Source organism: Neorhizobium descurainiae, assembly GCF_051400715.1.
Classification (GTDB): domain Bacteria; phylum Pseudomonadota; class Alphaproteobacteria; order Rhizobiales; family Rhizobiaceae; genus Neorhizobium.
This window is the reverse complement of record NZ_JBLFFK010000006.1, coordinates 125,440-150,849: the sequence shown is the minus strand read 5'-3', so window position 1 is coordinate 150,849 and position 25,410 is coordinate 125,440. Positions and strand designations below refer to the sequence as shown.

Annotated in this window: 24 protein-coding genes; 15 read left to right on the top strand and 9 right to left on the bottom strand. The window is 63.5% G+C overall.

Annotated elements, in window-relative coordinates; genetic code table 11:
* Positions 1 to 25 precede the first annotated feature (25 nt).
* From ACMGE0_RS13345 to ACMGE0_RS13335, 3 genes are all read left to right on the top strand, one after another.
* Positions 26 to 1,699, top strand: coding sequence for a response regulator (locus tag ACMGE0_RS13345; protein WP_436816338.1), 1,674 nt, complete (start codon positions 26 to 28; stop codon positions 1,697 to 1,699).
* Positions 1,700 to 1,799: 100 nt separating this feature from the next.
* Positions 1,800 to 3,146, top strand: coding sequence for a putative bifunctional diguanylate cyclase/phosphodiesterase (locus tag ACMGE0_RS13340; RefSeq protein ID WP_436816337.1), 1,347 nt, complete (start codon positions 1,800 to 1,802; stop codon positions 3,144 to 3,146).
* Between the two features lie 106 nt (positions 3,147 to 3,252).
* Complete coding sequence (locus tag ACMGE0_RS13335) at positions 3,253 to 5,298, top strand: oxidoreductase (RefSeq protein ID WP_436816336.1); 2,046 nt, start codon at positions 3,253 to 3,255, stop codon at positions 5,296 to 5,298.
* A gap of 69 nt (positions 5,299 to 5,367) precedes the next feature.
* On the opposite strand, the gene ACMGE0_RS13330 is transcribed toward ACMGE0_RS13335, so the two are convergent.
* Together ACMGE0_RS13330 and ACMGE0_RS13325 are read right to left on the bottom strand one after the other, a co-directional pair.
* Complete coding sequence (locus ACMGE0_RS13330; RefSeq protein ID WP_436816335.1) at positions 5,368 to 5,949, bottom strand: PRC-barrel domain-containing protein; 582 nt, start codon at positions 5,947 to 5,949, stop codon at positions 5,368 to 5,370.
* 196 nt (positions 5,950 to 6,145) lie between these two features.
* Entirely contained in the window at positions 6,146 to 7,027 is an 882-nt protein-coding gene (locus tag ACMGE0_RS13325) for an SMP-30/gluconolactonase/LRE family protein (RefSeq protein ID WP_436816334.1), read from the bottom strand.
* Between the two features lie 377 nt (positions 7,028 to 7,404).
* Between ACMGE0_RS13325 and ACMGE0_RS13320 the strand changes: the two genes are divergently transcribed.
* From ACMGE0_RS13320 to ACMGE0_RS13275, 10 genes are all read left to right on the top strand, one after another.
* Positions 7,405 to 8,136, top strand: a complete 732-nt coding sequence (locus ACMGE0_RS13320; protein WP_436816471.1) for a LuxR family transcriptional regulator — start codon at positions 7,405 to 7,407, stop codon at positions 8,134 to 8,136.
* 377 nt (positions 8,137 to 8,513) lie between these two features.
* Positions 8,514 to 9,677, top strand: a complete 1,164-nt coding sequence (apbC, locus tag ACMGE0_RS13315) for an iron-sulfur cluster carrier protein ApbC (protein ID WP_436816333.1) — start codon at positions 8,514 to 8,516, stop codon at positions 9,675 to 9,677.
* A 331-nt stretch (positions 9,678 to 10,008) separates the two neighbouring features.
* Positions 10,009 to 10,980, top strand: coding sequence for a magnesium transporter CorA family protein (locus ACMGE0_RS13310; RefSeq protein ID WP_436816332.1), 972 nt, complete (start codon positions 10,009 to 10,011; stop codon positions 10,978 to 10,980).
* Positions 10,981 to 10,995: 15 nt separating this feature from the next.
* On the top strand, positions 10,996 to 12,897 hold the full coding sequence (locus tag ACMGE0_RS13305; RefSeq protein WP_436816331.1) for a potassium transporter Kup: 1,902 nt from the start codon (positions 10,996 to 10,998) through the stop codon (positions 12,895 to 12,897).
* A 164-nt stretch (positions 12,898 to 13,061) separates the two neighbouring features.
* A complete protein-coding gene (locus tag ACMGE0_RS13300; protein WP_436816330.1) occupies positions 13,062 to 14,216 on the top strand; it encodes a cell wall hydrolase in 1,155 nt (384 codons plus the stop codon).
* Between the two features lie 270 nt (positions 14,217 to 14,486).
* Positions 14,487 to 14,849, top strand: a complete 363-nt coding sequence (locus tag ACMGE0_RS13295) for an AtpZ/AtpI family protein (RefSeq protein ID WP_436816329.1) — start codon at positions 14,487 to 14,489, stop codon at positions 14,847 to 14,849.
* A gap of 57 nt (positions 14,850 to 14,906) precedes the next feature.
* Entirely contained in the window at positions 14,907 to 15,659 is a 753-nt protein-coding gene (locus ACMGE0_RS13290) for a F0F1 ATP synthase subunit A (RefSeq protein ID WP_436816328.1), read from the top strand.
* A 67-nt stretch (positions 15,660 to 15,726) separates the two neighbouring features.
* Positions 15,727 to 15,954, top strand: coding sequence for a F0F1 ATP synthase subunit C (locus ACMGE0_RS13285; RefSeq protein WP_037158317.1), 228 nt, complete (start codon positions 15,727 to 15,729; stop codon positions 15,952 to 15,954).
* Positions 15,955 to 16,036: 82 nt separating this feature from the next.
* Positions 16,037 to 16,684, top strand: coding sequence for a F0F1 ATP synthase subunit B (locus ACMGE0_RS13280; RefSeq protein WP_436816470.1), 648 nt, complete (start codon positions 16,037 to 16,039; stop codon positions 16,682 to 16,684).
* Between the two features lie 5 nt (positions 16,685 to 16,689).
* The gene (locus ACMGE0_RS13275) at positions 16,690 to 17,175 is read left to right on the top strand and encodes a F0F1 ATP synthase subunit B (RefSeq protein WP_436816327.1); all 486 of its coding nucleotides are present in this window, start codon (positions 16,690 to 16,692) and stop codon (positions 17,173 to 17,175) included.
* 62 nt (positions 17,176 to 17,237) lie between these two features.
* On the opposite strand, the gene ACMGE0_RS13270 is transcribed toward ACMGE0_RS13275, so the two are convergent.
* The 3 genes from ACMGE0_RS13270 to ACMGE0_RS13260 all read right to left on the bottom strand — a co-directional run bounded on the left by ACMGE0_RS13270 (position 17,238) and on the right by ACMGE0_RS13260 (position 19,763).
* Positions 17,238 to 17,672: a GNAT family N-acetyltransferase gene (locus ACMGE0_RS13270; RefSeq protein ID WP_436816326.1), complete on the bottom strand. Its 435-nt coding sequence runs from the start codon at positions 17,670 to 17,672 to the stop codon at positions 17,238 to 17,240.
* A 5-nt stretch (positions 17,673 to 17,677) separates the two neighbouring features.
* Positions 17,678 to 18,346: a ribonuclease HII gene (gene rnhB, locus ACMGE0_RS13265; RefSeq protein ID WP_436816325.1), complete on the bottom strand. Its 669-nt coding sequence runs from the start codon at positions 18,344 to 18,346 to the stop codon at positions 17,678 to 17,680.
* Between the two features lie 259 nt (positions 18,347 to 18,605).
* Positions 18,606 to 19,763, bottom strand: a complete 1,158-nt coding sequence (locus ACMGE0_RS13260; protein WP_436816324.1) for a PA0069 family radical SAM protein — start codon at positions 19,761 to 19,763, stop codon at positions 18,606 to 18,608.
* A 131-nt stretch (positions 19,764 to 19,894) separates the two neighbouring features.
* Here ACMGE0_RS13260 and ACMGE0_RS13255 point away from each other — a divergent pair, with 131 nt between their 5' ends.
* Both ACMGE0_RS13255 and ACMGE0_RS13250 read left to right on the top strand, forming a co-directional pair.
* Positions 19,895 to 20,413, top strand: a complete 519-nt coding sequence (locus ACMGE0_RS13255) for a glycosyl transferase (protein ID WP_436816323.1) — start codon at positions 19,895 to 19,897, stop codon at positions 20,411 to 20,413.
* A 174-nt stretch (positions 20,414 to 20,587) separates the two neighbouring features.
* Positions 20,588 to 20,905 (top strand): hypothetical protein, encoded by a 318-nt coding sequence (locus ACMGE0_RS13250; RefSeq protein ID WP_436816322.1) that lies wholly within the window; start codon positions 20,588 to 20,590, stop codon positions 20,903 to 20,905.
* Here the strand turns inward: ACMGE0_RS13250 and moaB are convergent.
* The 4 genes from moaB to ACMGE0_RS13230 all read right to left on the bottom strand — a co-directional run bounded on the left by moaB (position 20,902) and on the right by ACMGE0_RS13230 (position 25,385).
* A complete protein-coding gene (moaB, locus tag ACMGE0_RS13245) occupies positions 20,902 to 21,450 on the bottom strand; it encodes a molybdenum cofactor biosynthesis protein B (protein WP_436816321.1) in 549 nt (182 codons plus the stop codon). The two genes, ACMGE0_RS13250 and moaB, sit on opposite strands and share 4 nt — an antisense overlap.
* Positions 21,447 to 22,373, bottom strand: a complete 927-nt coding sequence (locus tag ACMGE0_RS13240) for a 4-(cytidine 5'-diphospho)-2-C-methyl-D-erythritol kinase (RefSeq protein ID WP_436816320.1) — start codon at positions 22,371 to 22,373, stop codon at positions 21,447 to 21,449. The genes moaB and ACMGE0_RS13240 overlap by 4 nt, the downstream gene beginning before the upstream one ends.
* Positions 22,373 to 24,202, bottom strand: a complete 1,830-nt coding sequence (locus tag ACMGE0_RS13235) for a tetratricopeptide repeat protein (protein ID WP_436816319.1) — start codon at positions 24,200 to 24,202, stop codon at positions 22,373 to 22,375. The genes ACMGE0_RS13240 and ACMGE0_RS13235 overlap by 1 nt, the downstream gene beginning before the upstream one ends.
* Positions 24,203 to 24,368: 166 nt before the next feature.
* On the bottom strand, positions 24,369 to 25,385 hold the full coding sequence (locus tag ACMGE0_RS13230; protein WP_436816318.1) for a polyprenyl synthetase family protein: 1,017 nt from the start codon (positions 25,383 to 25,385) through the stop codon (positions 24,369 to 24,371).
* Between the last annotated feature and the right edge of the window lie 25 nt (positions 25,386 to 25,410).

Sequence of the window (25,410 nt, the reverse complement as noted above, 5' to 3'; positions counted from 1 at the left end):
AAAAGCATACGGGGAGTTTCATGCTATGAATGATTTGTCGTCGGCGGACGCGAACATTCAGATTGCCATGCTCGAAGTGATTTCCGAAGGCATCTCGGGTGGCGTGCTTGTCTACGACAAGAACGACCTGATCGTCTTTGCAAGCCAGCAATTGCTTGGTCTTCTGCCGGTTCCGAAGAGCTTTCTTGCGCCCGGTACGCGCCTCAGGGATTTCCTCGGCGCCGTTTACGACAGCGGCGGGCGCTTCTCCGCCGACAGCACCGGTCCGCGCCGCATGCTGAGCCGCGAGGATTGGATCGCGGAACAGATTGCCACCCTTTGGAAGGAGCGCGCCGAGACGCTGGAACGGCGCGGCACCGACCGCTGGCTGAGCTTCACCAAGCGCCGCGTGTCCTCCGGCTACGGCGTCTGCGTCATCAGGGACGTCTCGGACCACAAGAAGCGCGAGGAGCAGTGGCGCACGGACATGGAGCGCGTGCAGATCACCGAAGAGGTGCTGGACAATCTGCCGTTCCCGGTCACCGTCAAGGATGGCAATTTCACCTTCGTCGCGGTCAACAAGGCCGCCAGCCGTTTTCTCGATCTGCCGGCCGAGGCCGTTCTGGGACACAAGGGCTCGGATATCCATCCGCCGGAGCTGGAAAAACGTCTCGACGGCATCAACCGACAGCTTTTCCAGACCGGCGAACCGGTTCAGCTTCCCGAGCGCGTCACGCGGCCCGACGGCTCGGAAGTCATCATCATCGCCAACAAATACCGTATCGGAAAGCCGGGACGGTATTACATCGTCACCGCTATGGAGGACATCACCGATCTGGTGGAGGTGGGCGAGGGCGGCCGGGTCGTCTCTCCGAAGCGCCAGGCTGCGCTGATCTCGTCCTCTCTCGGCAGGCATGAGCGCAAGGCGCGCGCCGAATCCGGGCCTGATGCCGCAGGTGTCGCCGGCCGCAAGGTCCTTGTGGTCTCCTCCGACCTTCAAATGGAGGCCGAAGCCTTGGATATCCTCGGCGGACTCGGGCTCGATACGTCATCGGTATCCTGCGCCGAGGAGCTCGAGCTCTTCCTGCGGCTGGCATATGAATCCGGAATCCGCATCGATCTCGTCGTCGTCGTCGACGTGGCGATGGACTTCCAATGCCTCAAGATCGTCGAGCGGCACGGCGTTCCGGCCCTGGCGATCGGCAGTTTGCGGATGAGGGGGGAGCTGGCCGCGGCCGTCACCCGTCTGCTTGCCTCACCTGCGAACGCGGCGGAGAAGCCGCAGGAGGAGAATTGGCGGATTGACCCCGGATGCGAGGCGGAAACTCCGGGCATCGATATCCTCGTCGCCGAAGACAATGAGGTGAACCAGATCGTTTTCTCGCAGATCCTCGAAGGCTTCGGTTACCGTTATGCGATCGCCCCGGACGGCGAGGAGGCGGTCCGTCTCTGGAAGGAGCGCTCGCCGCGGCTGATCCTGATGGACATCACGCTGCCGAAGCTGAGCGGCTTCGAGGCGAGCGCCAGAATCCGGTCGCTTGAAACGGCGGACAGTTCCATTCCGATCATCGGCGTGCTCGCCCAGCCCTTCGACCGCGACCGGGACGAATGCTTCGCCTCCGGTATGAACGAGGTCATCCTGAAACCGATCAGCCCCGAGGCCTTGGAAACTCTTTTCCAGGCCTTTCTCGACATGCCGGAAAAGCAGTCCTATGCTTAACCGATTAATCATACTGTTCCCGTAAGTTAAGCTGAGGGCAGGATTTTTTAATCTTTTTCCCGCATTCTTCCCGCGATTGTGAAGCGTAACGGGATTGTTCATGAAGTCGGCGGGAAATCCATTGCCGCAGGTCAGCCAGAATGAGCTGCAGGCAATGGCCTACAGCGATCCTCTGACGGGTCTCGGAAACCGGTACCGCCTCCGCGACAAGGTGCGCCTTCTGGCGGCCGAGCGCGCCCAGGACCCGGCACCCTTCACCATCTGCATCGCCAATCTCGACGGGTTCAAGCCGATCAACGACCTTTTCGGCGCTGAGGCCGGCGACGAGATCCTCTGCCAGGTGGCCCACCGCCTGAAGGCCTGCATTCCGGACGGGGCCACCGTCACCCGCCACGAGGGCGACGAGTTCGCCTTCATCCTGCCGCTCGTCTTCGAGCGGACCGGCGCCGAGCGCATCGGCCAGATGATCAAGGACGTGCTCTCCGCGCCTTACGACCTCGGCGACCGCAACGTGCGCCTTTCCGCCTCCTTCGGCTTTGCGATCTATCCTTTCGCGGGCGCGGATTTCGAGGAGCTGCTGAAGAGCGCCGAAACCGCCCTTTACCGCTCCAAACGTCGGGGCCGCGGCCAGATCACCGTCTATTCCCGCGAGATCGCCCAGGAGATGAAGCGGGCCACACAGCTCGAGCAGGCATTGCGCAACGCCATCATCGCCGATGCGGTCGATGTGCATTTCCAGCCGATCGTGCGTGTCGCCGATGGCGGGGTCGTCGGTTTCGAGGCGCTCGCCCGCTGGATCGATGCGGATCTCGGATCCGTTTCGCCTGCGGTATTCGTGCCACTCGCCGAGGAGCGCGGTTTTATTGACGCGCTTTCTGAAACGTTGCTGCGCAAGGCGGCGGAGGCCGCGCTCTCCTGGCCGCGCGAACTTTTCCTCTCCTTCAACCTGTCTTCCGCGCAGCTCATGGACCCCGGCACGACCGAGACCATCCTCTCGACGCTTGCCCGCGTCGGGCTCGATCCCTATCGCCTGGAGCTGGAGATCACCGAAACGGCGGTGATGACCTCCGCCGACACGGCACAGCGCATCATCACCGATCTTCGCCGGCAGGGCGTGCGCATCGCGCTCGACGATTTCGGCACCGGCCAGTCGAGTCTCGGCCGCTTGCGCGATTTCACCTTCGACAAGGTCAAGATCGACCGCGCCTTCGTCTCGCGCATCACTACCGACCGAGCCTCCGAGCATATCGTCAAGGCGATCATCGCCATGTGCCAGGGGCTGGATCTGGAGGTGGTGGCGGAAGGCATCGAGACGCCGGCCGATGCCGGTAAGCTCAACCAGCTCGGCTGCGGCATGGGGCAGGGATATTTTTACGGCAAGCCGGCCGACAGCGCCGCGACACTGCGCTACCTTCACGAACATTACCGCGATTTCGTGACGCTCTGACATCGTCCGACGACGCTCTCCGGACAATCCGCGCCGCGCGTGGTTCTCGCCATGTCCGCGTGCCTGGGCAATGATGGCCTGTCAGACCACTGCCCCCGGAAAGCCGATGCCAGCCTCCAACAATCCTCTTCTGCAGCCGTTTCAGCTCAGGCACCTGACGCTGAGGAACCGCATCATGTCGACCGCGCACGAGCCGGCCTATTCCGAGGACGGCATGCCGAAGGACCGCTACCGGCTCTACCATGCCGAAAAGGCGAAAGGCGGCATCGCGCTGACCATGACGGCGGGATCGGCCGTGGTGTCTTCCGACAGCCCGCCGGCCTTCGGCAACCTGCATGCCTATCGCGACGAGATCGTGCCGTGGCTCAGGCGGCTTGCCGACGACTGTCACGAGCATGGCGCGGCGGTGATGATCCAGCTCACCCACCTCGGCCGCCGCACCGGCTGGAACAGGGGCGACTGGCTGCCCGTGCTGGCGCCGTCGCCGGTCCGCGAGCCCGCCCATCGCGCCTTCCCGAAGGAGATCGAGGACTGGGACATCGAACGCATCGTCGCCGATTATGCCGACGCGGCCGCGCGCATGCAGGCGGCGGGCCTCGACGGCGTCGAATTCGAGGCCTACGGGCACCTGATCGACCAGTTCTGGTCGCCGGCCACCAACCGCCGGGAGGACGAATTCGGCGGTTCGCTCGAAAACCGCATGCGTTTCACCGAAATGGTCATGGAGGCGGTGCGAAAGGCGGTCGGCCCGGATTTCATCGTCGGAATCCGCATGGTGGCGGACGAGGACTGGGACAGGGGCCTGAGCCGGGAGGAGGGGGTCGAGATCGCCCGGCGCCTGGCGGGTTCCGGCAGGATCGATTTCCTCAACATCATCCGCGGCCATATCGATCACGATGCGGCCCTGAACGAGGTGATCCCGATCCAGGGCATGCGTTCGGCGCCGCATCTCGATTTCGCGGGCGAGGTGCGCGAGGCGACGAAATTCCCCGTCTTCCACGCGGCCCGCATCGCGGACGTGGCGACCGCCCGCCATGCGGTCGCGGAGGGCAAGCTGGACATGGTCGGCATGACGCGCGCCCATATCGCCGATCCGCACATCGCCGAAAAGGTGGCGCGCGGCGAGGAGGCCCGCATCCGCCCCTGCGTCGGCGCGACCTACTGTCTCGACCGCATCTACGAGGGCGGCGAGGCGCTCTGCATCCACAATGCCGCGACCGGCCGCGAAGCGGAAATCCCCCATGACATTCCCAGGGCGGATGCCTTCCGCAAGGCCGTCGTCGTCGGCGCCGGGCCTGCGGGGCTGGAGGCGGCCCGCGTGCTCGCCGAGCGGGGCCACAAGGTCATCGTGCTGGAAGCGGCGGGGGAGGCGGGCGGACAGGTCAATCTTCTCGTCCGCAATCCGCGGCGGAAGGAAATGATCGGCATCGTCGATTGGCGGCTTGCCGAGCTGGAGCGCCTGGGTGTCGAGATCCGCTACGATGTCTATGCCGAGCCGGAAGACGTGCTCGCCCTGGAGCCCGATCTGGTCGTCGTCGCGACCGGCGGCGTGGCGCAGGCGCCGGAGGTGGAAGAAGGTGCCGAGCTGCTGACGTCGAGCTGGGATATCCTTGCGGGCGCGGTGAAGCCGGCCGGCCCGGTTCTGCTGTTCGACGACAATGGCGGCCATCCCGGCATGAGCGCGGCGGAAGTGATCGCCGAGGCCGGCGCCGAGCTGGAGGTGGTTTCCCCGGAAAGGTTCTTCGCCCCGGAAATGGGCGGCATGAACCATGTGCCCTATGCCAGGGCCTTCGCCGAGAGGGGCGTGCGCGTCACCATCAATGCCCGGCTGAAATCGGTCCGGCGGGACGGCAACGCGCTGATCGCGGTCCTGGGGTCGGATTTTTCTGCCGGTGCGCTGCAGGAGCGGCGGGTCGCGCAGGTCGTGGTGGAGCACGGCACGGCGGCCAACGCGGACCTCTATCTGGCGCTGAAGCCGCTTTCGAAGAATTTGGGCGCGGTGGACTACCAGGCGCTTATCGCCCGCAGGCCACCCCTGCCGATGCGGGAGCCGCAGGCGCGCTTCGATCTCATCCGGATCGGCGATGCGGTTGCCGGCCGCAACATCCATGCGGCGATCTACGACGCATTGCGCTTCTGTTCCCTCTTATAAAAAGAGAGGCGGCACCTGGGGTACCGCCTCTTTCTCCATGGATGACGGCGAGTCATCCGTTCCGGGCCCTTACTGCTTCGGAGCCGTCGACGGGGAAGTGCCGCCGCCACCGGCAGGCATCTGCGTACCGGTAGACGATGTGGTCGTCTGGTCGGCTTCCGCCTGCTTGTCTGCCAGGGTCTTGAATTCCGGAGCGGCCTGCAGCGCTTCGGCCGTTTCGGTCGTGGTCAGACGGACCTCGTTGTTGTTCTCGGCATCACGGGTCATGGTGATCTTGTCCATGGGGACCGCGACGTCCTTTTCGCCGATGCCGAGGAAGCCGCCGACGCCCACCACGGCCGCGACGATGCCGCCGTTTTCTTCCATGATCAGGTCGTTGACGTCACCGATGCTCTTGTCTTCGGCATTGTAGATGGGCTTGCCGATATAGTCGTTGGCGCTGACCTGGGTTTCGCCCTGTTCCGTCAGGTAACCGCCGGAAGCGGCTGCGCTGTCGGCCGGCTTGGCGGCCGGGTCGGCCGGAGCGGCGGGCGCTGCCGGCGCCGGTGCCGGAGATGCTGGCGGCGCAGGCTGGGTTTGGGCGATTGCCGGCGCAATGGCGGTGGATGCCAAAAGAACTGCGGCGGCCACCGTGCTAAGGGTCTTCTTCATAACGATCCTCCTACCTTCCTCTACGAGGTTTCTCTTTATGACCGCGCGGTTTCTCCGTGCCCGGAATTCCCGGGCCGCGCCGGTTCGAGAGGGGAATGTTATGGGAGACGAATAGTTCCGGATTTGGCTGCTGAAATTTTAGGCGATTTTAAGGGAACTTTCCGGGATTTCCGCAGTTAGGTTCCCCTTGCCTCTATTATAGGCGGAAGGCAGGCTCGGGATCGCATCGGATCGGCACGGCGATCTCGAAAAGCGCCCCCGCCAGCGGGTCGGCCGCGCGGGCGGCCTCGTCCAGCCCTTCCCAGGAGGAGGTTACGGCAAGCCGTCCGTCGCCGATGAAAGCGGGGCAGGTGGTTCGGCGCGCCGGCAGAAGATGGCGGGAAAGATGGGTTCCGTCGGATGCGTAATGATCCACCGCGCCTTCTCCCCAGCGGGCATTCCAGATCGTTCCGTCGCTCGCGCAGATCGACCCGTCCATGCCGCCGGGTTTGCCGTTCTCGTCGATGAGCACCGCCGCATTTCCGGTCGGAAGTCCCGTTTCGGAATCCAGCGGCACGCGCATCAGCAGGTTGATGCGCGTATCGACATAGTAACCGATCGTCCCGTCCGGCGAAAAGCAGATCGAATTGGGAACGCTGATCCGGTCGAAGAGCTTCGTCACCACGCCTTCGCGGACATGATAGATCGAGCCTGCGCCGCCTTCTCCTTTTTTGCTCATCGTGCCGATCCAGAGGCTGCCGGAGGGATGCACGCGGCCGTCGTTCGAGCGGTTGCCGGGCTTTTCCGGCTCCAGCGCGCGGTAAAGCGAAAGCTCCCCGCTTGCCCGGTCGCGGATGAAGAGGCCTTGGTCGCTTGCCAGCAATTGCCAGCCGGCGTCGATGGCGGCCAGCACGCTGCCCATGACCGGCAGCTTGTGGACGATCTCCCGGCCCGTCGGAAGATGAAGCTCGTGCAGCGCCTTGCCGAGGATGTCGAACCACCAGAGCGTCGCCGTCTCCGCTTCAAAGGTCGGGCCTTCTCCAAGTTCGCAAAAGGAGGAGGAAAGGACTGAGCCTTCAAAATTGTGTGTAGTCGCCATACGAAATCTCCAATTGCAGCCGGGGGTACCGAATCTGTATCATCGCCGCGGGAGTCCGAAAACTCTCCGTCTAGCTGATTTGATCCCCAATAATTATCTCCTGACAAAGGGTTAGAAGCATGCGAGAAGATTTGCAAAGGCGAGCAGATGTCATCATTATCCCAAATGATAAGCGGCAGCATATTCAGAATATTCTTATATTTGAAATACCAGTCTTGGCCAGGCAGACACGTTCAGCAAGACTTCGGGCAAATCCAGCCCCCGACCGCATCGCGGCCGGTGGCTAAGGTAGCGTGAACACGAAGACCGGTTCGGGGCGAATGCATGGGAAATGCCAAGAATCGCTCGATGATAGCGGGCGAGCAAAGAAACAGATGATGTCCAATTCCGAGAAAGCTGAAGAAGCTCGGGGCTTTGACGGAAACGTCGAGGAGATTGCCGGTCTCAAGACCCAGTTCGATGTGATCCGGTTCATGAAGCGCGTCACGGAACATTACCGTTGCCGCACTTTCCTCGTCCTCAACCTGCCCGCGGCCACCTCGCTCGAACTGTCCAGCAATACCGTCGTCACGAATTGGCCGGTCGAACTCATGTCCCATTTCGACAGGGAAAGCCTGATGCAGACGAGTCCGATCCTGCGCAAGCTCCGCAAATCGACGCTGCCCTTCACCTTCGATCTGGAGACGGTCGCCACCGATCGGCGTGGACAACTGGCCCACAGCATCTTCGGCCGGTTCGGTGTCGTGCGCGGCGCCTATTTCCCGGTACACGACATGTCCGGCGCCCGCGGCGCGGTGTCCTTCGCTGGCGACGGTCCGCTCTTCAATCGTCAGCAGATGATGGAGATGATGTATATCTCCATCCATGTCTTCGAGCGGCTGGCTGAAATCCGCAATCTCGATGTGCGCGCCACCGACACGCTGACGGACCGCGAGATCGACTGCCTCAACTGGACGGCTGCGGGCAAGACCAGCGCCGAAATCGCCGATATCCTCACGCTCTCGGAGCATACGGTGAACCATTACCTGAACCGTGCGGCCAAGAAGCTCGATACGGTCAATCGCACCCAGGCGGTCGCCAAGGCTCTCCGCATCGGTTTGATCAAGTAACTAAAATCTGTGCTGCACTGCACACTGTTTCATCATCGCACAAAGCTTGACCAGCGCTAAATGGGGCGGATAGCAGCGGGTTGCTGCGCCGCAGCAGCGGCTTTACTCAGAACTTGTTGAAAAAACTCAATAAAAATAAGCATCTTCCCGTCTGGCATGTTTCGTGCTTCTGTAAGGAACAGGTCCAGAGGGGACTGTAAGCGCCCCAAGAGGCGTGCGAAGAAAAGCCGCCGTCCGATCCGCGCGCCATATGGCTGCCGATCGGACGGCGGTTTTTAATCTTTCTTGCTCCCGGCAATAGCGAACTCCTATATATCGCCGAAAGCGGGCCTGCTTCAGGACGGGACGCCCGCATGATGAAATCGGGAGTTTTCGATATGTCCGAGGTGACGAAGGAAGAAGTTCTGGCGGTGCTCGCGAAGGTGCGCGGGCCGGATCTGGAAGGTGACATCGTCTCGCGCGGCATGGTCTCGGACGTCTTCATCTCCGACAGCAAGGTTTATTTCTCGATCACGGTGCCGTCCGAGCGCGCGCAGGAACTGGAGCCGATGCGCATGGCGGCGGAGCGTGCCGTCACCTCCATGCCCGGCGTCAAGGGTGCGCTGGTGACGCTGACGGCGGACCGCAAGGCCGGCTCTGCGCCGCCGCCACGCCCGCAGCCCGCGCCGGCGGCTCATTCCCACGGACATGCCCATCCGCCCCATGGGCAGCAGCCCGGCCAGCCCCCGCAGCGCCAAAAGTCGGGCGTGCCGGGTGTCGGCGCGATCATCGCGGTCGCGTCGGGCAAGGGCGGCGTCGGCAAATCGACCACGGCCGTCAATCTCGCCCTCGGCCTCCAGGCGAACGGCCTGCGCGTCGGCATTCTCGATGCGGATATCTACGGACCTTCCGTGCCCAGGCTTCTGAAGATTTCCGGGCGCCCGCAGCAGATCGAGAACCGCATCATCAAGCCGATGGAGAATTACGGCCTGAAAGCCATGTCCATGGGTTTCCTCGTGGATGAGGAGACGGCGATGATCTGGCGCGGTCCGATGGTCCAGTCGGCGCTGATGCAGATGCTGCGCGAGGTCGCCTGGGGCGAGCTCGACGTGCTGGTCGTCGACATGCCGCCGGGCACCGGCGACGCGCAGCTCACCATGGCGCAGCAGGTGCCGCTTGCCGGCGCCGTCATCGTCTCGACGCCCCAGGATCTGGCGCTCATCGATGCCCGCAAGGGGATCGCCATGTTCCGCAAGGTCGAGGTGCCGCTGCTCGGCGTCGTCGAGAACATGAGCTACTTCCTCGCGCCCGATACGGGCAAGCGGTACGACATCTTCGGTCATGGCGGGGCGCGCGGCGAGGCGGAACGCATCGGCGTGCCCTTCCTCGGCGAGGTGCCGCTGACGATCGACATCCGCGAACGTTCCGACGCCGGGACGCCGGTGGTCGTTTCCGATCCGGAGGGCCCGTCTGCGAAGATCTACCGGGAGATCGCCGCCAAGGTATGGGCCGAACTCGGCGGGCGTACGCCGCGGCATGCGCCCTCTATCGTTTTTGAATGAAGGGCATCGTTTCCGAATAGGAATTCGAATAAATGAACCCGCGACGTCTTGGAAGAGGCACTTCGACTTTGGTCGGAGCCCCTTTTCGCGACGTTTCCGGCCAAGGCCTTGATTGAGATTGCAAATCGCCTCGTTGTTGCCGCCCCCTTGAACATCCGCCACGCCGGAGTCATGTTGCAGCGCCGAACGCGAGGCTTATGCACCTCTTGATTTTGACTATGGCTGTCTTTATAGGCGCCTCCCGCCGGAGGCCGGCTGGCGGTTCCGGAACACGGGAACCGGCAGGCCCGCTTCTCGTTCAAGGCCGACGAATTTCGGCCGGAGACACAGATTGATCAATGCCTATAGCGCCAATGGTTCGATGAAGACGCTCGCGCCGGCCGAAGCGCTGCGGCAGCTTCCCGACGGTGTCGTCTGGATCGACCTGGTCGAACCGACGCCGCAGGAGGATGCCTATGTGGAGAGCCTCGTCGGCATCCAGATTCCGACCCGGGAAGACCTGAAGGACATCGAGCCGTCGAGCCGGCTCTATATCGAGAAGGACTCGGTTTTCATGACCGCTTCGCTCGTCTGGCGGGCGGACGGCAAGGACCCGCAGCTCACCGACGTTGCCTTCATCCTTTCAGGCAACCGGTTGATCACCGTTCGCTATGCCGAACCGAAAAGCTTCCAGCTTTTCATCGCCGCGCTCGGACGCGTGCCCGAGGAGATGCGCGACGGTGTGACGCTGCTTGGCCGGCTTCTCGAGACGATCGCCGACCGGACCGCCGAGATCCTCGAGCATACGGTCGATCGGGTCGATACCCTGTCGACCCACATTTTCCGCGACCGGGGCCGGCGGCGCCCGCCGAAGTTCCTGGAAAGCAAGCTTGCCGACATCGCCGAGCAGCACCGGCTGATCAGCAAGGTGCGGGACAGCCTGGGTTCGCTGTCGCGGCTCCTGACCTTCCTGATGAACGTTCCGGTGGTCAATCGGGACGAAGCCGACGGCAGCCTCTGCCGCACCGTGGCGCACGATGTCGAGACATTGTCGGAACATGCCGCTTTCGTCGCCGGCAACATCTCCTTCCTGCTGGACGCTTCGCTCGGCCTCATCAACGTCGAGCAGAACACCATCATCAAGATCTTCTCGATCGCTTCGGTGGTCTTCCTGCCGCCGACGCTTGTCGCTTCCATCTACGGCATGAACTTTCATTTCATGCCGGAGCTCGACTGGCATATCGGATATCCGCTCGCGATCGTCGCGATGATCCTGTCCGCCATCATCCCGTTTTTCATTTTCCGCTGGAAAGGTTGGCTCTGACGAGCCAGACATCCCATGGGTCATCCCGCTGAACATCACGCTGCCGAAAAGACCAAGGTGCAGGGCCTCTTTGCCCTGGCGCTCGGCTCCGTCGGAGTCGTCTACGGCGATATCGGCACGAGCCCGCTCTATGCCTTTCGCGAGGCTTTGAAGCCGATTTCCCACGACGGCGTCACCGAAGTCGAAATCATCGGCCTTATCTCGTTGATGATCTGGACGCTGACGATCATCGTCACGCTCAAATACGTGCTCTTCCTGCTGCGCGCCGACAATGATGGGGAGGGCGGCACGCTCTCCCTCCTCGCAATGCTGACCAAGACGGCGAACGGCCACACGGCCACGCTGATGCTGCTTGGCCTGATCGGCGCCGCGCTCTTCCTGGGCGACGCGATGATCACGCCCGCGCTGTCGGTCATGTCGGCGGTCGAAGGCCTGAAGCTCGTGACGCCGAACCTGCAGAGCGCCGTGCTGCCGATCTCGGTCGGCATCCTGATCGCCCTTTTCGCCATCCAGTCGAAGGGAACGGCCCTTGTTTCCCGCTTCTTCGGGCCGATCACCGCGGTCTGGTTCATCGCGCTCGCTGCCGGCGGCATCGCCCATATCTCGGACGATTACAGCATCCTCTCCGCCTTCAATCCCTGGTATGCTATTCAATTCATGCTGCACGAGGGCTTCGTCGGCATCGTCGTGCTCGGCGCCGTCTTCCTGACCGTCACCGGCGCGGAAGCGCTCTATGCCGACCTCGGCCATTTCGGCCGCCGCCCCATCCAATGGGCCTGGTTCCTGCTGGTCTTCCCGGCGCTGACGCTGAACTATCTCGGGCAGGGGGCTCTCGTGCTCAAACGCCCGGAGACCATGTCCGATCCGTTCTACCTGATGTTCCCGCAATGGGCGCTGTTGCCGGTGGTGATCCTCGCGACCGCCGCCACCATCATCGCCAGCCAGGCGGTGATCACCGGCGCCTTCTCGCTGGTGCGCCAGGCGATCCACCTCGGCTATCTGCCGCGCATGCAGATCCTCTTCACCTCCGAGACCAATACGGGGCAGATCTTCCTGCCCTCGGTCAACACGCTGCTTCTGGTCGGCGTCATCGCCCTGGTGCTGGGCTTCGAAAGTTCCGATGCGCTTGCCACCGCTTACGGCATCTCGGTGACCGGTGCGATGGTCGTCACCACGCTGATGGCCTTCGAATTCGTGCGGGTGAAATGGAGATGGCCGCAGGCTTTTGCGGTCAGCGTGCTGGCGCCGCTGCTTGCGCTGGAACTGGTCTTCCTCGGTGCGAACCTCTTGAAGATCCATGACGGCGGCTGGGTGCCGGTCCTGATGGCGATCATCTTCACCGTCGTCATGTGGACCTGGAAGCGCGGCACCGCAATCCTGTTCGAAAAGACCCGCCGCATCGACGTGCCGCTCGCAACCTTCGTGCCGATGGTCGAGAAGAAAAGCGATCACGCCCCGGTTTCCGTGCCCGGCGTCGCGATCTTCCTGACCAGCGATCCGGAAACGGCGCCTGCGGCCCTGCTGCACAACATCAAGCACAATCACGTCCTGCACGAGAAGAACGTCGTCCTGACCATCGTCACGGTCAACAAACCGCGCGTCTCGCTCGAAGATCGCTTCAAGATCGAGAAGGTTTCCGAACGTTTCACGCTGATCGAGCTGCGGTTCGGCTTCATGCAGTCGCACAACGTCTCGCAGGCGCTCGCCTATCTGAGGAAGACGGGCTTCAAGTTCGACATCATGTCGACCTCTTTCTATCTCGGCCGCCGCAAGCTGGTGCCGGATGCCGAATCGGGCATGCCCATGTGGCAGGATCGGCTGTTCATCGCCATGGCCAACACCGCGACCGACCCGTCCGACTATTTCCACCTGCCCGCCAACCGCGTGGTGGAACTCGGCTCGCATGTCATCATCTGAGGCGGCAAGCGCGAATCTCCGGCTGACATTTATGTGAATGTCCTAAATCAGCCCGGCTTCCGGGCGTTTCCGCCATCCGCGTTAACCGCTCATCAAGGTTAATGATCGATCTTCACCGGGTCGTCTTGCCTTGTGGAGTTCCGGTTTTGCGTTCGAAGAGCGTTTTGCGTCGCAGGTCCTCGTCCCGTCGGGATGCCTGGACTTCTCCGGCCGTCTTCGGCCTCGCCTGCTGGCTGATCTTTCCCTCAGCGCCCGCTCACGGCGATCTTTCCGATCTTCTGACCGGTTTCGACCGCGCCGACCAGTGGCGCATGGTCCTGACCGATTCTCCGGCGGGTTCGATCCACCAGGCCTCGCTCGCTTTCCCGGGCGTGAGGGACGCGGTCTCCGGCAACGCCGGGCTCGAGCTTCCCGATGGCCGGAAGATCGCGCTCGCCGACGAACGGAAATCCTCCGATCCGCGGCCGGACGAGGATCGTGTCAACCGCGCCGCCAAGAAGGGCCGTATCGTCGCCGTCGAGCCCATGCAGCCGCCCAAGGCCTTCTCCGCTGGCTCCGTGCTGCAGCGTTCGAGTTCGCTCACGCTGCCGATCGAAAGCCGCGAGGAGCTGACGGCCTTTGCCCGGCCCGAAAAGGCGCAGAAGCAGATCGAGCTCGCCTCCTTCTATTTCCGCAAGGAGGAGAAGCCGAAGCCCTCCGACGACCTGATGCCGATGGTGGCAAGCCTCATCAACAACCATCAGGCCGATGTCCTGGCGGTCGCCTACGCGCCGCCGGAGCCGGACTTCGCCAAGCAATCGCCCTTCGACGCGATTCTCACGGAAAAGCCGAATGCGGGGCGCTTCATCCCGCCGATCGGCCCGGACGATCACGCCTGGGCGGCGACGCCGCTGCCGCCTTCCGCCTTCTCGGCCCGCGAGCAGCAATGCCTTTCATCCGGCATCTATTTCGAGGCGCGCGGCGAATCCGCCCGCGGCCAGGCGGCGGTCGCCCAGGTGATCCTGAACCGTGTGCGCAACCCGGCCTATCCGAAGACCATCTGCGACGTCGTCTATCAGAACGAGGACTGGCGCAACCGCTGCCAGTTCTCCTTCGCCTGCGACCGGATCAAGGACCGCATCCGCTCGCAATATCACTGGAAGATGGCCCGCGAAGTGGGGATGGCCGTGACCGCCGGCAGGATCTGGCTGCCGGAAGTGGGCTCTGCGACCCATTACCATGCCGTCTATGTCCGCCCGAAATGGGCGCGCACGATGAAGAAGGTCGGCCGCATCGGTTTGCATGTCTTCTACCGCACCTATGGCGGGGGCTGGAGCTGACGCCCGTCGAGGCCATGGCAAAATAGGCCGCGATTCCCGCGACAGTTTTACCCAGCTCAGGTTGCGTTCCTTATAAGTCAATGAAATTCCTTGGTTAATTAACCTCTGTCTAATGGCCTTGGACGCCTTGACTATGGGGACGCCCAAAACTATGTTGCGCGCGACTTGAAAACGGGCCGGAAGGCGCGAAATCCCTCGCTGGCTGACCTTTCGGGGCGGTTGGCCGGCAACCGGACCGGGCGAGCCGGAAGCCGAATGGGGAGGACGCAAATGACGGATGACCGCGACGATAGTCTGGAAGAGCGCCGGAAGCGCCTTTCCGCGGAACTTGCGGGAAGGAAGGCTGAAGACGCGGCAGAGGCGAAGAGGGACGCGCAGTCTGAAGAAAGCCGCAAGGGCATGGCCCTCGGCTTCAAGCTCTCCTCAGAGTTCATCTCCGCGGTCGCGGTCGGCGCGATCCTGGGCTATGTGCTCGACCGTTTTGCCGGCACGTCGCCGTGGGGGATGATCGTTCTTCTTCTCCTGGGCTTCTGTGCCGGTGTTCTGAATGTGCTTCGTGCCGTGGGCATGGTGGCTCCGCCGCCGTCCGTGCAGCAGCGGAGCGGCAAGGATAGGAATGGCAACGGCCTTTGAGGCGGTTGCCGCAAGCAAATTGGGCCGTCTGGCACGGCGAAGGTAAAGAGGTAGACGGTGGCAAACGATCCGATCCATCAGTTCCAGATCAGCAAGATCGTTCCGATCGAGATCGGCGGCATCGACTTCTCCTTCACCAACGCCTCTCTTTTCATGGTCGCCACCGTCGCCTGCGCCGCCGGCTTCCTGTATTTCGCGACCTCGCAGCGCGGGCTGATCCCGGGACGCTCCCAGTCGGTCGCCGAAATGTCCTACGAATTCATCGCCGGCATGCTGCGCGAAGGCGCGGGCAGCCAGGGCATGAAATTCTTCCCGCTGGTCTTCTCGCTGTTCATGTTCGTGCTGACCGCGAACATGCTCGGAATGTTCCCCTATTTCTTCACCATCACCAGCCAGATCATCGTCACCTTCGCGCTGGCGCTGCTCGTCATCGGCACGGTCCTCGTCTACGGTTTCTACAAGCACGGCCTGCATTTCCTGCAGCTTTTCGTGCCGAGCGGGGTTCCCGGCGCGCTTCTGCCGCTGGTCGTGGCGATCGAAATCATCTCGTTCCTGTCCCGCCCGGTCTCGCTCTCCGTTCGTCTCTTCGCGAACATGCTGGCCGGCCACATCACGCTCAAGGTGTTCGCAGGCTTCGTGGCCTCGCTCGGAAGCCTTGGCGCGCTCGGCATCGGCGGTGCAGTCCTTCCTCTCATCATGACCGTCGCCCTGACCGGTCTCGAATTCCTCGTCGCCTTCCTCCAGGCTTACGTCTTTGCGGTGCTGACCTGCATGTACCTCAACGACGCGATCCACCCCGGCGGGCACTAAGGATAACGACATTGGCGTCCTGAGGCGTCAGTCATCAGCCGCAACAACCATTTCGAAGGAGTTTCTCATGGAAGCGGAAGCAGCAAAGTTCATCGGTGCAGGCCTGGCTTGCTTTGGCATGGCCGGTACGGCTCTTGGCCTTGGCAACATCTTCGGCAACTATCTCTCGGGTGCCCTGCGCAACCCGTCCGCCGCTGACAGCCAGTTCGGCCGTCTGGTATTCGGCTTCGCCGTTACGGAAGCTCTGGGCATCTTCTCGCTGCTCATCGCTCTCCTGCTGCTCTACGCAGTCTGATACCTGGCCAGGCATCGGGATCGCGGCCGCTCGGACGAGCGCGCCGTGATCCTTCGCATTTGGAATACACCTGGAGGTGATGATGTTCGTGACCTCGGCATATGCGCAGACCGCGCCGGCCGCTCCTGAAACGCCTGCAGCGCCGGGTAACCCGCCCGCGGGCGATACGCATGCCGCGCCGGCTGGCGAAGTGCATACCGAAACCGGCGTCGCCCATGAAGGCGAGCACGGCGGCGGCACCTTCCCGCCCTTCGACGCGACCCATTTTCCGTCGCAGATCCTGTGGCTCGTCATCACCTTCGGCCTCTTCTATCTCCTGATGAAGAAGGTCATCGTTCCGCGCGTCGGCGGCATTCTCGAACACCGCCACGACCGGATCGCCCAGGACCTCGACGAGGCCGCCCGCCTGAAATCGGAAGCGGACGCTGCCGTCGAGACCTACGAAAAGGAACTGGCTGCCGCCCGTTCCAAGGCCCATAACATCGCCGAGACCGCCCGCGAGGCTGCCAAGACCAAGGCTTCCGCCGACCGTGCCGCGATCGAGGCGGAACTTTCCGGCAAGCTCGCCGCTGCCGAAACCCGCATCGGCGAGATCAAGGCGCAAGCCTTTGCTCAGGTCGGCCAGATCGCTGAAGAAACCGCCTCCGCCATCGTCGATCAGCTGATCGGCGCCAAGGCGAACGGCGACGATATCAAGGCTGCGGTTGCGGCCGCGAAGACGGAGGCCTGATCGAGATGGCATTCGATGCAACCTTTTTCGCCCTCGTCGGCCTCATCCTCTTCTTCGTTCTGATTGTCTACCTCAAGGTGCCGGGCATGATGGCGAAGTCGCTCGACGAGCGCGCCGACAACATCCGCAAGGAGCTCGACGAAGCCAAGCGCCTGCGCGAGGAAGCGCAGGGATTGCTCGCCGAGTACCAGCGCAAGCGCAAGGAAGCCGAAGCGGAAGCGGCGCAGATCGTCGCGCATGCCGAGCGCGAGGCTGCGGCTCTGACCGAGGAAGCCCGGCAGAGGACGGAGGAATTCGTCGCCCGCCGCAACGCGCTCTCGGAGCAGAAGATCAAGCAGGCCGAGACCGAGGCGATCGGCGCCGTACGCGCCGCCGCGGTCGACCTGGCGATTGCCGCTGCCGAAAGCGTCATCGCCAGGAAGGCGGATGCCGCCACCCAGGACACGCTCTTCAAGGATGCCGTCGGCAAGGTGCAGTCGCGATTGAACTGATTGCGATCAGATAGGGACTTCCAAAGGCCGGGCGAAAACCCGGCCTTTTCGTTTTGGAAGATCTACGCATTCGGAGAGGCGTAAAGCGCACGGACAAATCCGTCGTCGTCAAGGTCAGGCAGAAGGGTAAAGCCGCAGCGGCGAACAAGGGCAAGGGCCGCAGCGTTATCGGGAGAGATGCGGCCTTCGATGATCTCGTAAGCGCGTCCCGGCGCTCCAAGGAAAGCGCTCAGCATCGCCGTCCCGAGGCCGCGGCGGCGCCGGTGGGGGCGGAGGGCGATATCGAGATAGCCGGTCCCGCCCTCCCGATCCACCTGCAATACGGCGACGAGCCCATGCTCGTCACTGACGGCCCAGCAGGCATTTTCCGGTTGATGTACATGCCGGAACCAGATGTCGTCAGGATAGGAGATACGATGATTGAGTTCGGCATCCGCGAACCAGGCCCGGTATTCCGGCAAGTCCGTTTCGGCAAAGAGACGGAACCGGATGTCCATGGGCTTTACGCCTCCGGCAGGTCGTCCTTGCGAAGCGGCCGGAAACTCATGCGGTGAAGGCGGCAGGGGCCGTGCGCTTCGATGCCGGCGCGGTGCTGCGGCGTGCCGTAGCCCGCGTGGTTCGCGAAACCGTAGAGCGGAAATACTGCATGGGCACGGGCCATCATCCGGTCGCGGGTGACCTTGGCGATGATCGAGGCGGCGGCGATCGAGACGGAACGGGCGTCCCCCTGGATGACCGCCTTGCCGGGGCAGCAGAGCCCCTGCGGCACGTCGCGGCCGTCGGCAAGCACGTAGGACGGCGTGACGGCAAGGCCGGCCACCGCCCGGCGCATGGCGTCGAGGCTCGCGCGCAGAATGTTGCGCTCGTCGATATGGCGGGGACCGGAGGCGGCGATCGAGATCTCCGCCGTCGCCATGATCGCCTCGAACAGGATTTCCCGTTGAGCGGCGGTGAGCTGCTTGGAATCGTTGAGGCCGTCCGGAATATTGTCCGGGTCGAGGATCACCGCCGCTGCGACCACCGGGCCTGCAAGCGGGCCGCGCCCTGCCTCGTCCGTCCCGGCGACCGGCCAGTGACCGGCCTTGCGTGCAAGCAGTTCCAGGCTGAAGTCCGGAACGAGCGGCACTTCTTCGAAGAGCATCGGAGAATCGGGTGACGTGCGAGGCAACATGGCGGCAACCTCGCACGCCGACCCGATCTCCTGCAACCCCGGACAAGCGATGCGGCGTCGCTATCCACCGAGGTCGAGAAGCGCGCTCCGACTGGGGCGGCGGTGGAACCGGGGAGATTCCGGCACGAGACGGAGGCGGAAACGTGCCGAAAACTGCAATTCTGAAATCCGGGGTCTGCATGCCCGAATGTTGTTGTAATTCTGGAGCCCGACCCTGCTTCCCGCCGACCTGCAGGCGCGCGAAAAAGGCTGGGCCGCCCTAAAGCAGCGAAAGCTGGATGCCGCCGCCGTCCGGCCGGATGAAGATGTCGTCGCGCAGCGGCAGGCCGCGGCGCACCATGCCGAGCCGCTTGGTGGCCATCTCGAAGCGCCGGCCGATCTGCCAGGCATAGGGTCCGGCGCCCTTCATCCGCTTGCCCCATTCGGCATCGTAGTCCTTGCCGCCGCGCATGGAGCGGATGAGCGACATGACATGCCGGTAGCGGTTCGGATAGTTCTGCAGCAGCCAGTCGCGGAAGAGGGGGCTCACTTCCAGCGGCAGGCGCAGCAGCACATAGCTTGCTTCGGCCGCGCCGGCCGCGTGCCCCGCTTCCAGGATGCGCTCGATCTCGTGGTCGTTGAGCGCCGGGATGACGGGCGCCACCATGACCGCTGTCGGAATGCCGGCATCGGTCAGCGCCTTGATGGCGGTGAGGCGCTTGGGAGGGGTCGAGGCGCGCGGCTCCATGGTGCGGGCAAGCTTGCGGTCGAGCGTGGTAACGGAAATGCCGACCTTGGCGAGCCCTTTCGAAGCCATATCGGAGAGGATGTCGATGTCGCGGGTGATCAGCGCCGACTTGGTGACGATCGCGACGGGATGATTGGCCTTCTGCAGCACTTCGAGGATTTGCCGCATGATGCGCCATTCCCGCTCGATCGGCTGATAGGGATCCGTATTGGTGCCGATGGCGATCGCCCGGACCTTGTAGTCCGGCTTGCTGAGCTCCCGTTCGAGCAGTTTCGGCACGTCCGGCTTGACGAAGAGCTTCGATTCGAAATCGAGCCCCGGGGAAAGCCCCATATAGCTGTGCGTCGGACGGGCGAAGCAATAGATGCAGCCGTGCTCGCAGCCGCGATAGGGATTGATCGAGCGGTCGAAGGAAAGGTCGGGGGATTCGTTGCGGGTGATCGCCGTGCGCGGCTTTTCCACCTGCACCTCGGTCTTGAACGGTTCGAGCTCCTCGATCGTCTGCCAGCCGTCGTCGAAGGCCTCGCGGCGTTCCTCCTCGAAACGGCCGCTCGGGTTCAGGCCCGCGCCGCGCCCGCGCCGCCGCTCGACCTCGATCCGCAGGCCGGACGACTTCACCAGCGCATCGGCAATATCGGCCGTATGAGCAGGCGCGAAAGCGGCCTGCCGCAATTGGGACAGCTCGTTCATGGGTGCTCCTGACGGGGAAACTTCCCCGTTCCTGATGGATTAAATTCCTAGCCGCAAAATGAGAACATTGCAAGAACAAATTTTGAAAACCGTTTCTGGCGTTCCCTGCTGCGATGCGGTACATGTCAGGAATGCTGACTGTCATCATGGAATGCCGCGACCAGGAATCGGAGCTGGCGCAGACCCTATCGGTGCTCGTCTCCGGCGCGGTGGAAGGCCTTGTGAGCGATGTTGTCGTGCTCGATCACGGCTCGCGGGACGGTTCCTCCCGCGTGGCGGATGCGGCCGGCTGCCGGTTTCACACCCATTGGGACATCAAGGATATCCTGCGCAGCGCCCGCGGCGAATGGCTGCTTCTGGCCCAGCCGGGCGCGCGGCCGCAGGCGGGCTGGATCGACGAGGTGATGGAATATATCGCGCTCAACAGGCAGCCGGCGCGGTTCGCCCCGTCGCGGACGTACCGGCTGCCGTTCTTCAAGCGCATCGGTCGTGCGGTCCCGCCTCTGGAATACGGCCTTCTGCTGCCGAAGCGGCAGGCGATCGCGCTCGCAAAGTCCGGCATGGACCTGGAGGCGCTCGCCAAGGGGCAGAAGGCTTCGAAGCTGGCCAGCGAGATGATCCCCGCCTGGGTCGCGCACGCGGCACGCTGATGCGGCAAGCTGCCTGCGATATCGATGGAAATCGAGCGCGGTTGGAGTCATAATTGCATTGCGGCGCAGCCCGCGATGCATGTTTGGCGGTTGGCCGCGAAATGCCGGTTCACGGCAGAACAGGTCAGCGGAACACTCCTCTTCTGCCGGACTTCCGGCGAAAGGAGGTGCGTCATGAAACGCAGCATGGTCCGCGGACCCATCAAGGCTATCCTGTTTCTGGCGGGGCTGGTCGCATATCCGGCGGCCGCGGCCTCACAGGCCGTTCTCGGCTGCGCGGAGCACTCCCAAATCGTCGAGTTTCTCTCCAGCAACTATGCCGAGAAGCTCTCCGCCGCGGGGCTCGTCAACCCGAAGACGATCATCGAGATCTATGTCGGCGAGAACGGCAGCTGGACCCTTCTGGTGACCAATGCCGGAGGCCTGAACTGCATCCTTCTCAGCGGCGAAAGCTGGCAAACGATCCCGGTTCTGCCCGGCACGAGGAGCTAGTTGGAGCCACGTTTGAGATGCTCGTCGAGCCGCGGCATGATCTCGATGAAATTGCAGGGCATGTGGCGATAGTCGAGCTGCGCCTTCAAAATGCCGTCCCAGGCGTCCTTGCAGGCGCCGGGCGAGCCCGGCAGCACGAAGATGAAGGTGGAATTCGAAACACCGCCGGTGGCGCGCGACTGGATCGTCGAGGTGCCGATCTTGTCGTAGGAGATGCGGTGGAAGACTTCGGAAAAGCCGTCCATCCGCTTTTCGAAGAGCGGTTCCAGCGCTTCCGGGGTCACGTCCCGGCCGGTAAAGCCCGTGCCGCCGGTGGTGATCACCACGTCGATTTCCGGATCGAGCGTCCAGTCGCGCACCTGGCCCGCGATGCGTTCCCTGTCGTCCGGCACGATGGCGCGGGCTTTCAGCCGGTGGCCGGCCTCGGCGATCCTTGCGACGAGCGTGTCGCCGGACTTGTCGTTCTCCGGCGTGCGCGTGTCCGAGACGGTCAGCACGGCAATGCCGACGGGAATGAAGGGACGGGTTTCGTCGATCCTGCTCATGATCCTGTTCCCACGGTCTCAACCGCCTGAAAATACCAGTCCGGCTTCTGGCCGTTAAGGTTTTCCGCTGCTTTTCTGGCCGCTTCCGGGGAAGGAAATATCCCGAAACAGGTGGCCCCCGAACCGGACATGCGCGTCAGCACCGCACCTTCGCCGCCGATCATGCCGGAAATCTGGTCGATCTCGCGCAACAGCGAGCGGGCGGGCGGTTCGAGATCGTTGCGCAGCGTCTTCAGGAAAGCGAGCCAGTCGCCGTCGAAAGTCCCGATCGGCAGCCCTATCGGAGAATTGTCCTTGCGCGCCAGCCGCCGGAAGATGTCCGGCGTCGAAACGCCGGTGAGCGGATTGCCGAGCACGAGCGAAAAAGAGGGAAGGGCGGGCAGCGCCGTCAGGTCCTCGCCGATGCCTCTTGCCATCAGCGCCCCGCCCTTGAGGCACATGGGCACGTCCGCGCCGAGCGACAGGGCAAGCGCCGCAAGCTCTTCTTCCGGCAGGCCGGCATTCCAGAAGCGCAGCAGGCCGCGCAGCGTGGCGGCGGCATCCGCCGAACCGCCGCCGATCCCGGCTGCAACCGGCAGGTTCTTTTCGAGATGGATGGCGACGGGCGGTGCCGCGACGCGCCTGTTCATCAACGCCCGGCGCAGCAGGTCGCGGGCCTTCAGCACCAGATTGCCGTGCCGGCCTTCGGCGTCGGCGGGCACGAGCGTGGCGAACCGGCCGGAAACGGCGAAGTCGTCCGCTTCCGCCGCCGCAAAGCCCAGCCGGTCGCCCGTATCGGTAAAAGTCACGATGCTTTCCAGCAAATGATAGCCGTCGGCCCGCTGGCCGGTCACATGCAGTGCGAGATTGATCTTGGCGGGCGCCAATTCGAAAAGGCCCGCCTCGTCGGCGGGCCTCGTTTCACGAAACGTGTCGGAAAGCATCAGGACTTCTTGTCGGGAGCTGCCGGCGGCGGAGGCGGCGCAACGGGATCGGCCTGGCTGCGGGCGGTCGTCGGGTTCGGATCGAGCGGCGGCAGGCCCTTCTCGATCTTTTCCTTGATATGCTCGCGGTTGACGTCCTCTCCTTCGGAGATCAGCGAGCGGTTCCACTGGTAGACGGCTTCGAGCTTGCGGCCGACGCGCCAATAGGCGTCGCCCAGATGGTCGTTGATCGTCGCGTCTCCGGCGCGCAGCTGAACGGCGCGTTCCAGCTCGGTCACGGCATCGTCGAACTGGCCCATGCGGAAATAGGCCCAGCCGAGCGAATCGACGATGTAACCGTCGTCCGGCCGCGCATCGACGGCGCGGCGGATCATGTCGAGACCCTCCTCGAGGTTCTTGCTCATGTCGACCAGCGAATAGCCGAGATAGTTCAGGACCTGCGGCTGTTCGGGATTGAGCTCCAGGGCCTTGCGAAAGTTCGGCTCGGCCTTCTCCCACTGCTTCAGCCGCTCGTAGGCGATGCCGCGCTGGAAGAAGACGGTCCAGTCGCCCGGCTTCGGCACGGGCCCGATCACCTCGATCGCCTTGTCGTAGGTTTCCGCCATGGCCTTGTATTCCTTGGCCTCGGAAAGCACGCTGCCATAGGCGATATAGCTGCGGATATCGGTCGGATCGGAATCGATCAGGGATTTCAGGTGCTGCTTGGCTTCGTCGACCTTGCCGGTTTCTGAAAGCGTCAGGCCGAGCTGCAATTCGGAAATCCGCCGCATCGGCGAATCGGCCGGCACGCTGGAATAGAACTGGATGGCGCGGTCCGGCTGTTCGAGCTTCTCGGCCAGGCCACCGAGCATGATCAGCGTGTCGGCGCTCTTCGGATCGAGCGCGTGTGCGATCTGCAGGTAGAGCGAGACCATGTCCTCGGCGCCCTGGCGGTTCAGCGCGCCGCCGATGGAAAAGAGCACGCCGGCCGCCCCTTCGGCGGCTGTGGTGACCTGCTGCTGCGGCTTTTCGCCCTTTTCGATGCTCTGCCGCAGCGCCTTCAGCGGCGCATAATTGGCGACCATGCCGTCGCCGACGGCGATCGCATCGAGCGCCTTCTGCCTGTTGCCGGCAGCCGCTTCGAGACGCGCGAGCGCCATCACGGCGCGCATGAAGGTATCGGGCGCGGTCGCGACGGCCTCGTTATTGGTGACGGCCGTGTTGAGGTGCCGCCGCGCCGTGCCGATATCGCCGGCAACGAGCGCCATGGCGCCCAGATGGTAATCGGTGAAGACCTTGTACCAGGCCGGGCCCTTGAGATTGTTGATGCCGGCCATCGCCTGCCTGCCCTTGCCGGCGCCGATATCCGCCCAGGCGGAGAGAAGCTGGTGCGTCAGCCGGTCGAGATCGTTCGGGCCGTCATAGGCGAGGATCTTTTTCGCCGTGTCGAACTTTTTGTCGCGCAGCGCGTCGAGGCCGCGGACGATCTTGGTGATCCGCTCGACAGCCGCGTCGTCCTTCAACGCCTCGGCTTCAGCAAGGCCTTCCTCGAAATCGCCGTTGAGCAGGAGCGAGATCATCAGCCTTTCGCGGATTTCCAGATTGGCCTGATCGAAGCCGAGCGCCTTGCGGTAAAGCGAGATTGCGGTCGGGTAGTCGTGGTCCACATCGGCGGTTCGCGCCGCCAGAAAGGCGCCGGAAAACGACTTCACGTCGCCGGCATTGAAGGTGACGGTCTCTTGTGCCTCGGGCTTCGGTTCCGCCGTCGCCGCGTTCGCCATCGTCCCGACCAGAAGGACGGCCGCGAGCGCCGCGCTCGAAAGCAGAAGAAGGCTGGATTTCTGCCGCATGAAGGGTGCCTTTCGTGTAGAGCCTGAGGCGACGAAGCGATACTGCCGCCGATCCTGCACCGATTGATTCACGATAGAATGGCTTTTTTGGAGCAGGTCCGCAAGGAAATCTCCGGAACCGCCGGTGGGCGGCGCCGGTCACACCTTCGTCAGCTCCGCGCTCCGCTCAGTTGACGCGCTGGATCGAGAAGTCGATGACTTCCAGAAGGGCGGCCTTCAGCGGCGAGGCCGGCAAGGGCGCCAGCGCATCCCGGGCGATCGTGCCGTAATGCAGCGCGCGGCCGATCGTGTCGTTGAGCGCGCCGTATTTGTTGATGAGGCCGAGCGCCTTTTCGAGGTTCTCGTCGCTGCTCTCGCCCTTCTCGATCGCCTCGCGCCAGAAGGCGCGCTCGCCTTCGGTGCCGCGGCGATAGGAGAGGATGACGGGAAGCGTGATCTTGCCCTCGCGAAAGTCGTCGCCGACATTCTTGCCGAGATCGGCGGCCTTGCCGCCGTAGTCGAGCACATCGTCGACCAGCTGGAAGGCGAGGCCGAGGTTCATGCCGTAGGATTTCAGCGCCGCGCGTCCTGCCTTGTCGGCATTGGCGATGATCGGGCCGACCTCCGCGGCAGCCGCGAAGAGAGCCGCGGTCTTGGCGCGGATGACGGAGAGATAGTCGTCTTCGGTCGTTTCCATGTTCTTGGCGACCGAAAGCTGCAGCACTTCGCCTTCGGCGATGACGCAAGCCGCGGTCGAGAGCACGTCGAGCGCGTCGAGCGAGCCGACCTCCACCATCATCTTGAAGGCCTGGCCGAGCAGGAAGTCGCCGACGAGAACGCTGGCCTGATTGCCCCAGATCATCCGCGCGGTGGACCTGCCGCGACGCAGGTCGCTCTCGTCCACCACGTCGTCGTGCAGCAGGGTTGCCGTGTGCATGAACTCGACGCTGGTGGCGAGCCGCACATGGCCGTCGCCCTGATAGCCGAACAGCGAGGCGGACGCGAGCGTCAGCATCGGCCTCAGGCGCTTGCCGCCGGACGAGATGAGATGGTTGGCGACCTCCGGAATCATCTGCACGTCGGACCCGGCCTTGGACAGGATCAACTGGTTGACCCGCTCCATGTCGGCTTTGGTGAGATCCACCAGCGGTTTGACGGACGCGAGTTTGTTTTTGCCTTCTTCAAGCGGTATGACGACGCCCAACGATGAGGCCTCCCTATCGAAATTT

Bases quoted from the DNA above. Each gene is read 5' to 3' on its own strand.
- ACMGE0_RS13345 (WP_436816338.1), top strand. From the start codon at position 26: ATGAATGATTTGTCGTCGGCGGACGCGAACATTCAGATTGCCATGCTC.
- ACMGE0_RS13340 (WP_436816337.1), top strand. From the start codon at position 1,800: ATGAAGTCGGCGGGAAATCCATTGCCGCAGGTCAGCCAGAATGAGCTG.
- ACMGE0_RS13335 (WP_436816336.1), top strand. From the start codon at position 3,253: ATGCCAGCCTCCAACAATCCTCTTCTGCAGCCGTTTCAGCTCAGGCAC.
- ACMGE0_RS13330 (WP_436816335.1), bottom strand. From the start codon at position 5,949: ATGAAGAAGACCCTTAGCACGGTGGCCGCCGCAGTTCTTTTGGCATCC.
- ACMGE0_RS13325 (WP_436816334.1), bottom strand. From the start codon at position 7,027: ATGGCGACTACACACAATTTTGAAGGCTCAGTCCTTTCCTCCTCCTTT.
- ACMGE0_RS13320 (WP_436816471.1), top strand. From the start codon at position 7,405: ATGTCCAATTCCGAGAAAGCTGAAGAAGCTCGGGGCTTTGACGGAAAC.
- apbC (WP_436816333.1), top strand. From the start codon at position 8,514: ATGTCCGAGGTGACGAAGGAAGAAGTTCTGGCGGTGCTCGCGAAGGTG.
- ACMGE0_RS13305 (WP_436816331.1), top strand. From the start codon at position 10,996: ATGGGTCATCCCGCTGAACATCACGCTGCCGAAAAGACCAAGGTGCAG.
- ACMGE0_RS13295 (WP_436816329.1), top strand. From the start codon at position 14,487: ATGACGGATGACCGCGACGATAGTCTGGAAGAGCGCCGGAAGCGCCTT.
- ACMGE0_RS13285 (WP_037158317.1), top strand. From the start codon at position 15,727: ATGGAAGCGGAAGCAGCAAAGTTCATCGGTGCAGGCCTGGCTTGCTTT.
- ACMGE0_RS13280 (WP_436816470.1), top strand. From the start codon at position 16,037: ATGTTCGTGACCTCGGCATATGCGCAGACCGCGCCGGCCGCTCCTGAA.
- ACMGE0_RS13275 (WP_436816327.1), top strand. From the start codon at position 16,690: ATGGCATTCGATGCAACCTTTTTCGCCCTCGTCGGCCTCATCCTCTTC.
- ACMGE0_RS13270 (WP_436816326.1), bottom strand. From the start codon at position 17,672: ATGGACATCCGGTTCCGTCTCTTTGCCGAAACGGACTTGCCGGAATAC.
- rnhB (WP_436816325.1), bottom strand. From the start codon at position 18,346: ATGTTGCCTCGCACGTCACCCGATTCTCCGATGCTCTTCGAAGAAGTG.
- ACMGE0_RS13260 (WP_436816324.1), bottom strand. From the start codon at position 19,763: ATGAACGAGCTGTCCCAATTGCGGCAGGCCGCTTTCGCGCCTGCTCAT.
- ACMGE0_RS13255 (WP_436816323.1), top strand. From the start codon at position 19,895: ATGCTGACTGTCATCATGGAATGCCGCGACCAGGAATCGGAGCTGGCG.
- ACMGE0_RS13250 (WP_436816322.1), top strand. From the start codon at position 20,588: ATGAAACGCAGCATGGTCCGCGGACCCATCAAGGCTATCCTGTTTCTG.
- moaB (WP_436816321.1), bottom strand. From the start codon at position 21,450: ATGAGCAGGATCGACGAAACCCGTCCCTTCATTCCCGTCGGCATTGCC.
- ACMGE0_RS13240 (WP_436816320.1), bottom strand. From the start codon at position 22,373: ATGCTTTCCGACACGTTTCGTGAAACGAGGCCCGCCGACGAGGCGGGC.
- ACMGE0_RS13235 (WP_436816319.1), bottom strand. From the start codon at position 24,202: ATGCGGCAGAAATCCAGCCTTCTTCTGCTTTCGAGCGCGGCGCTCGCG.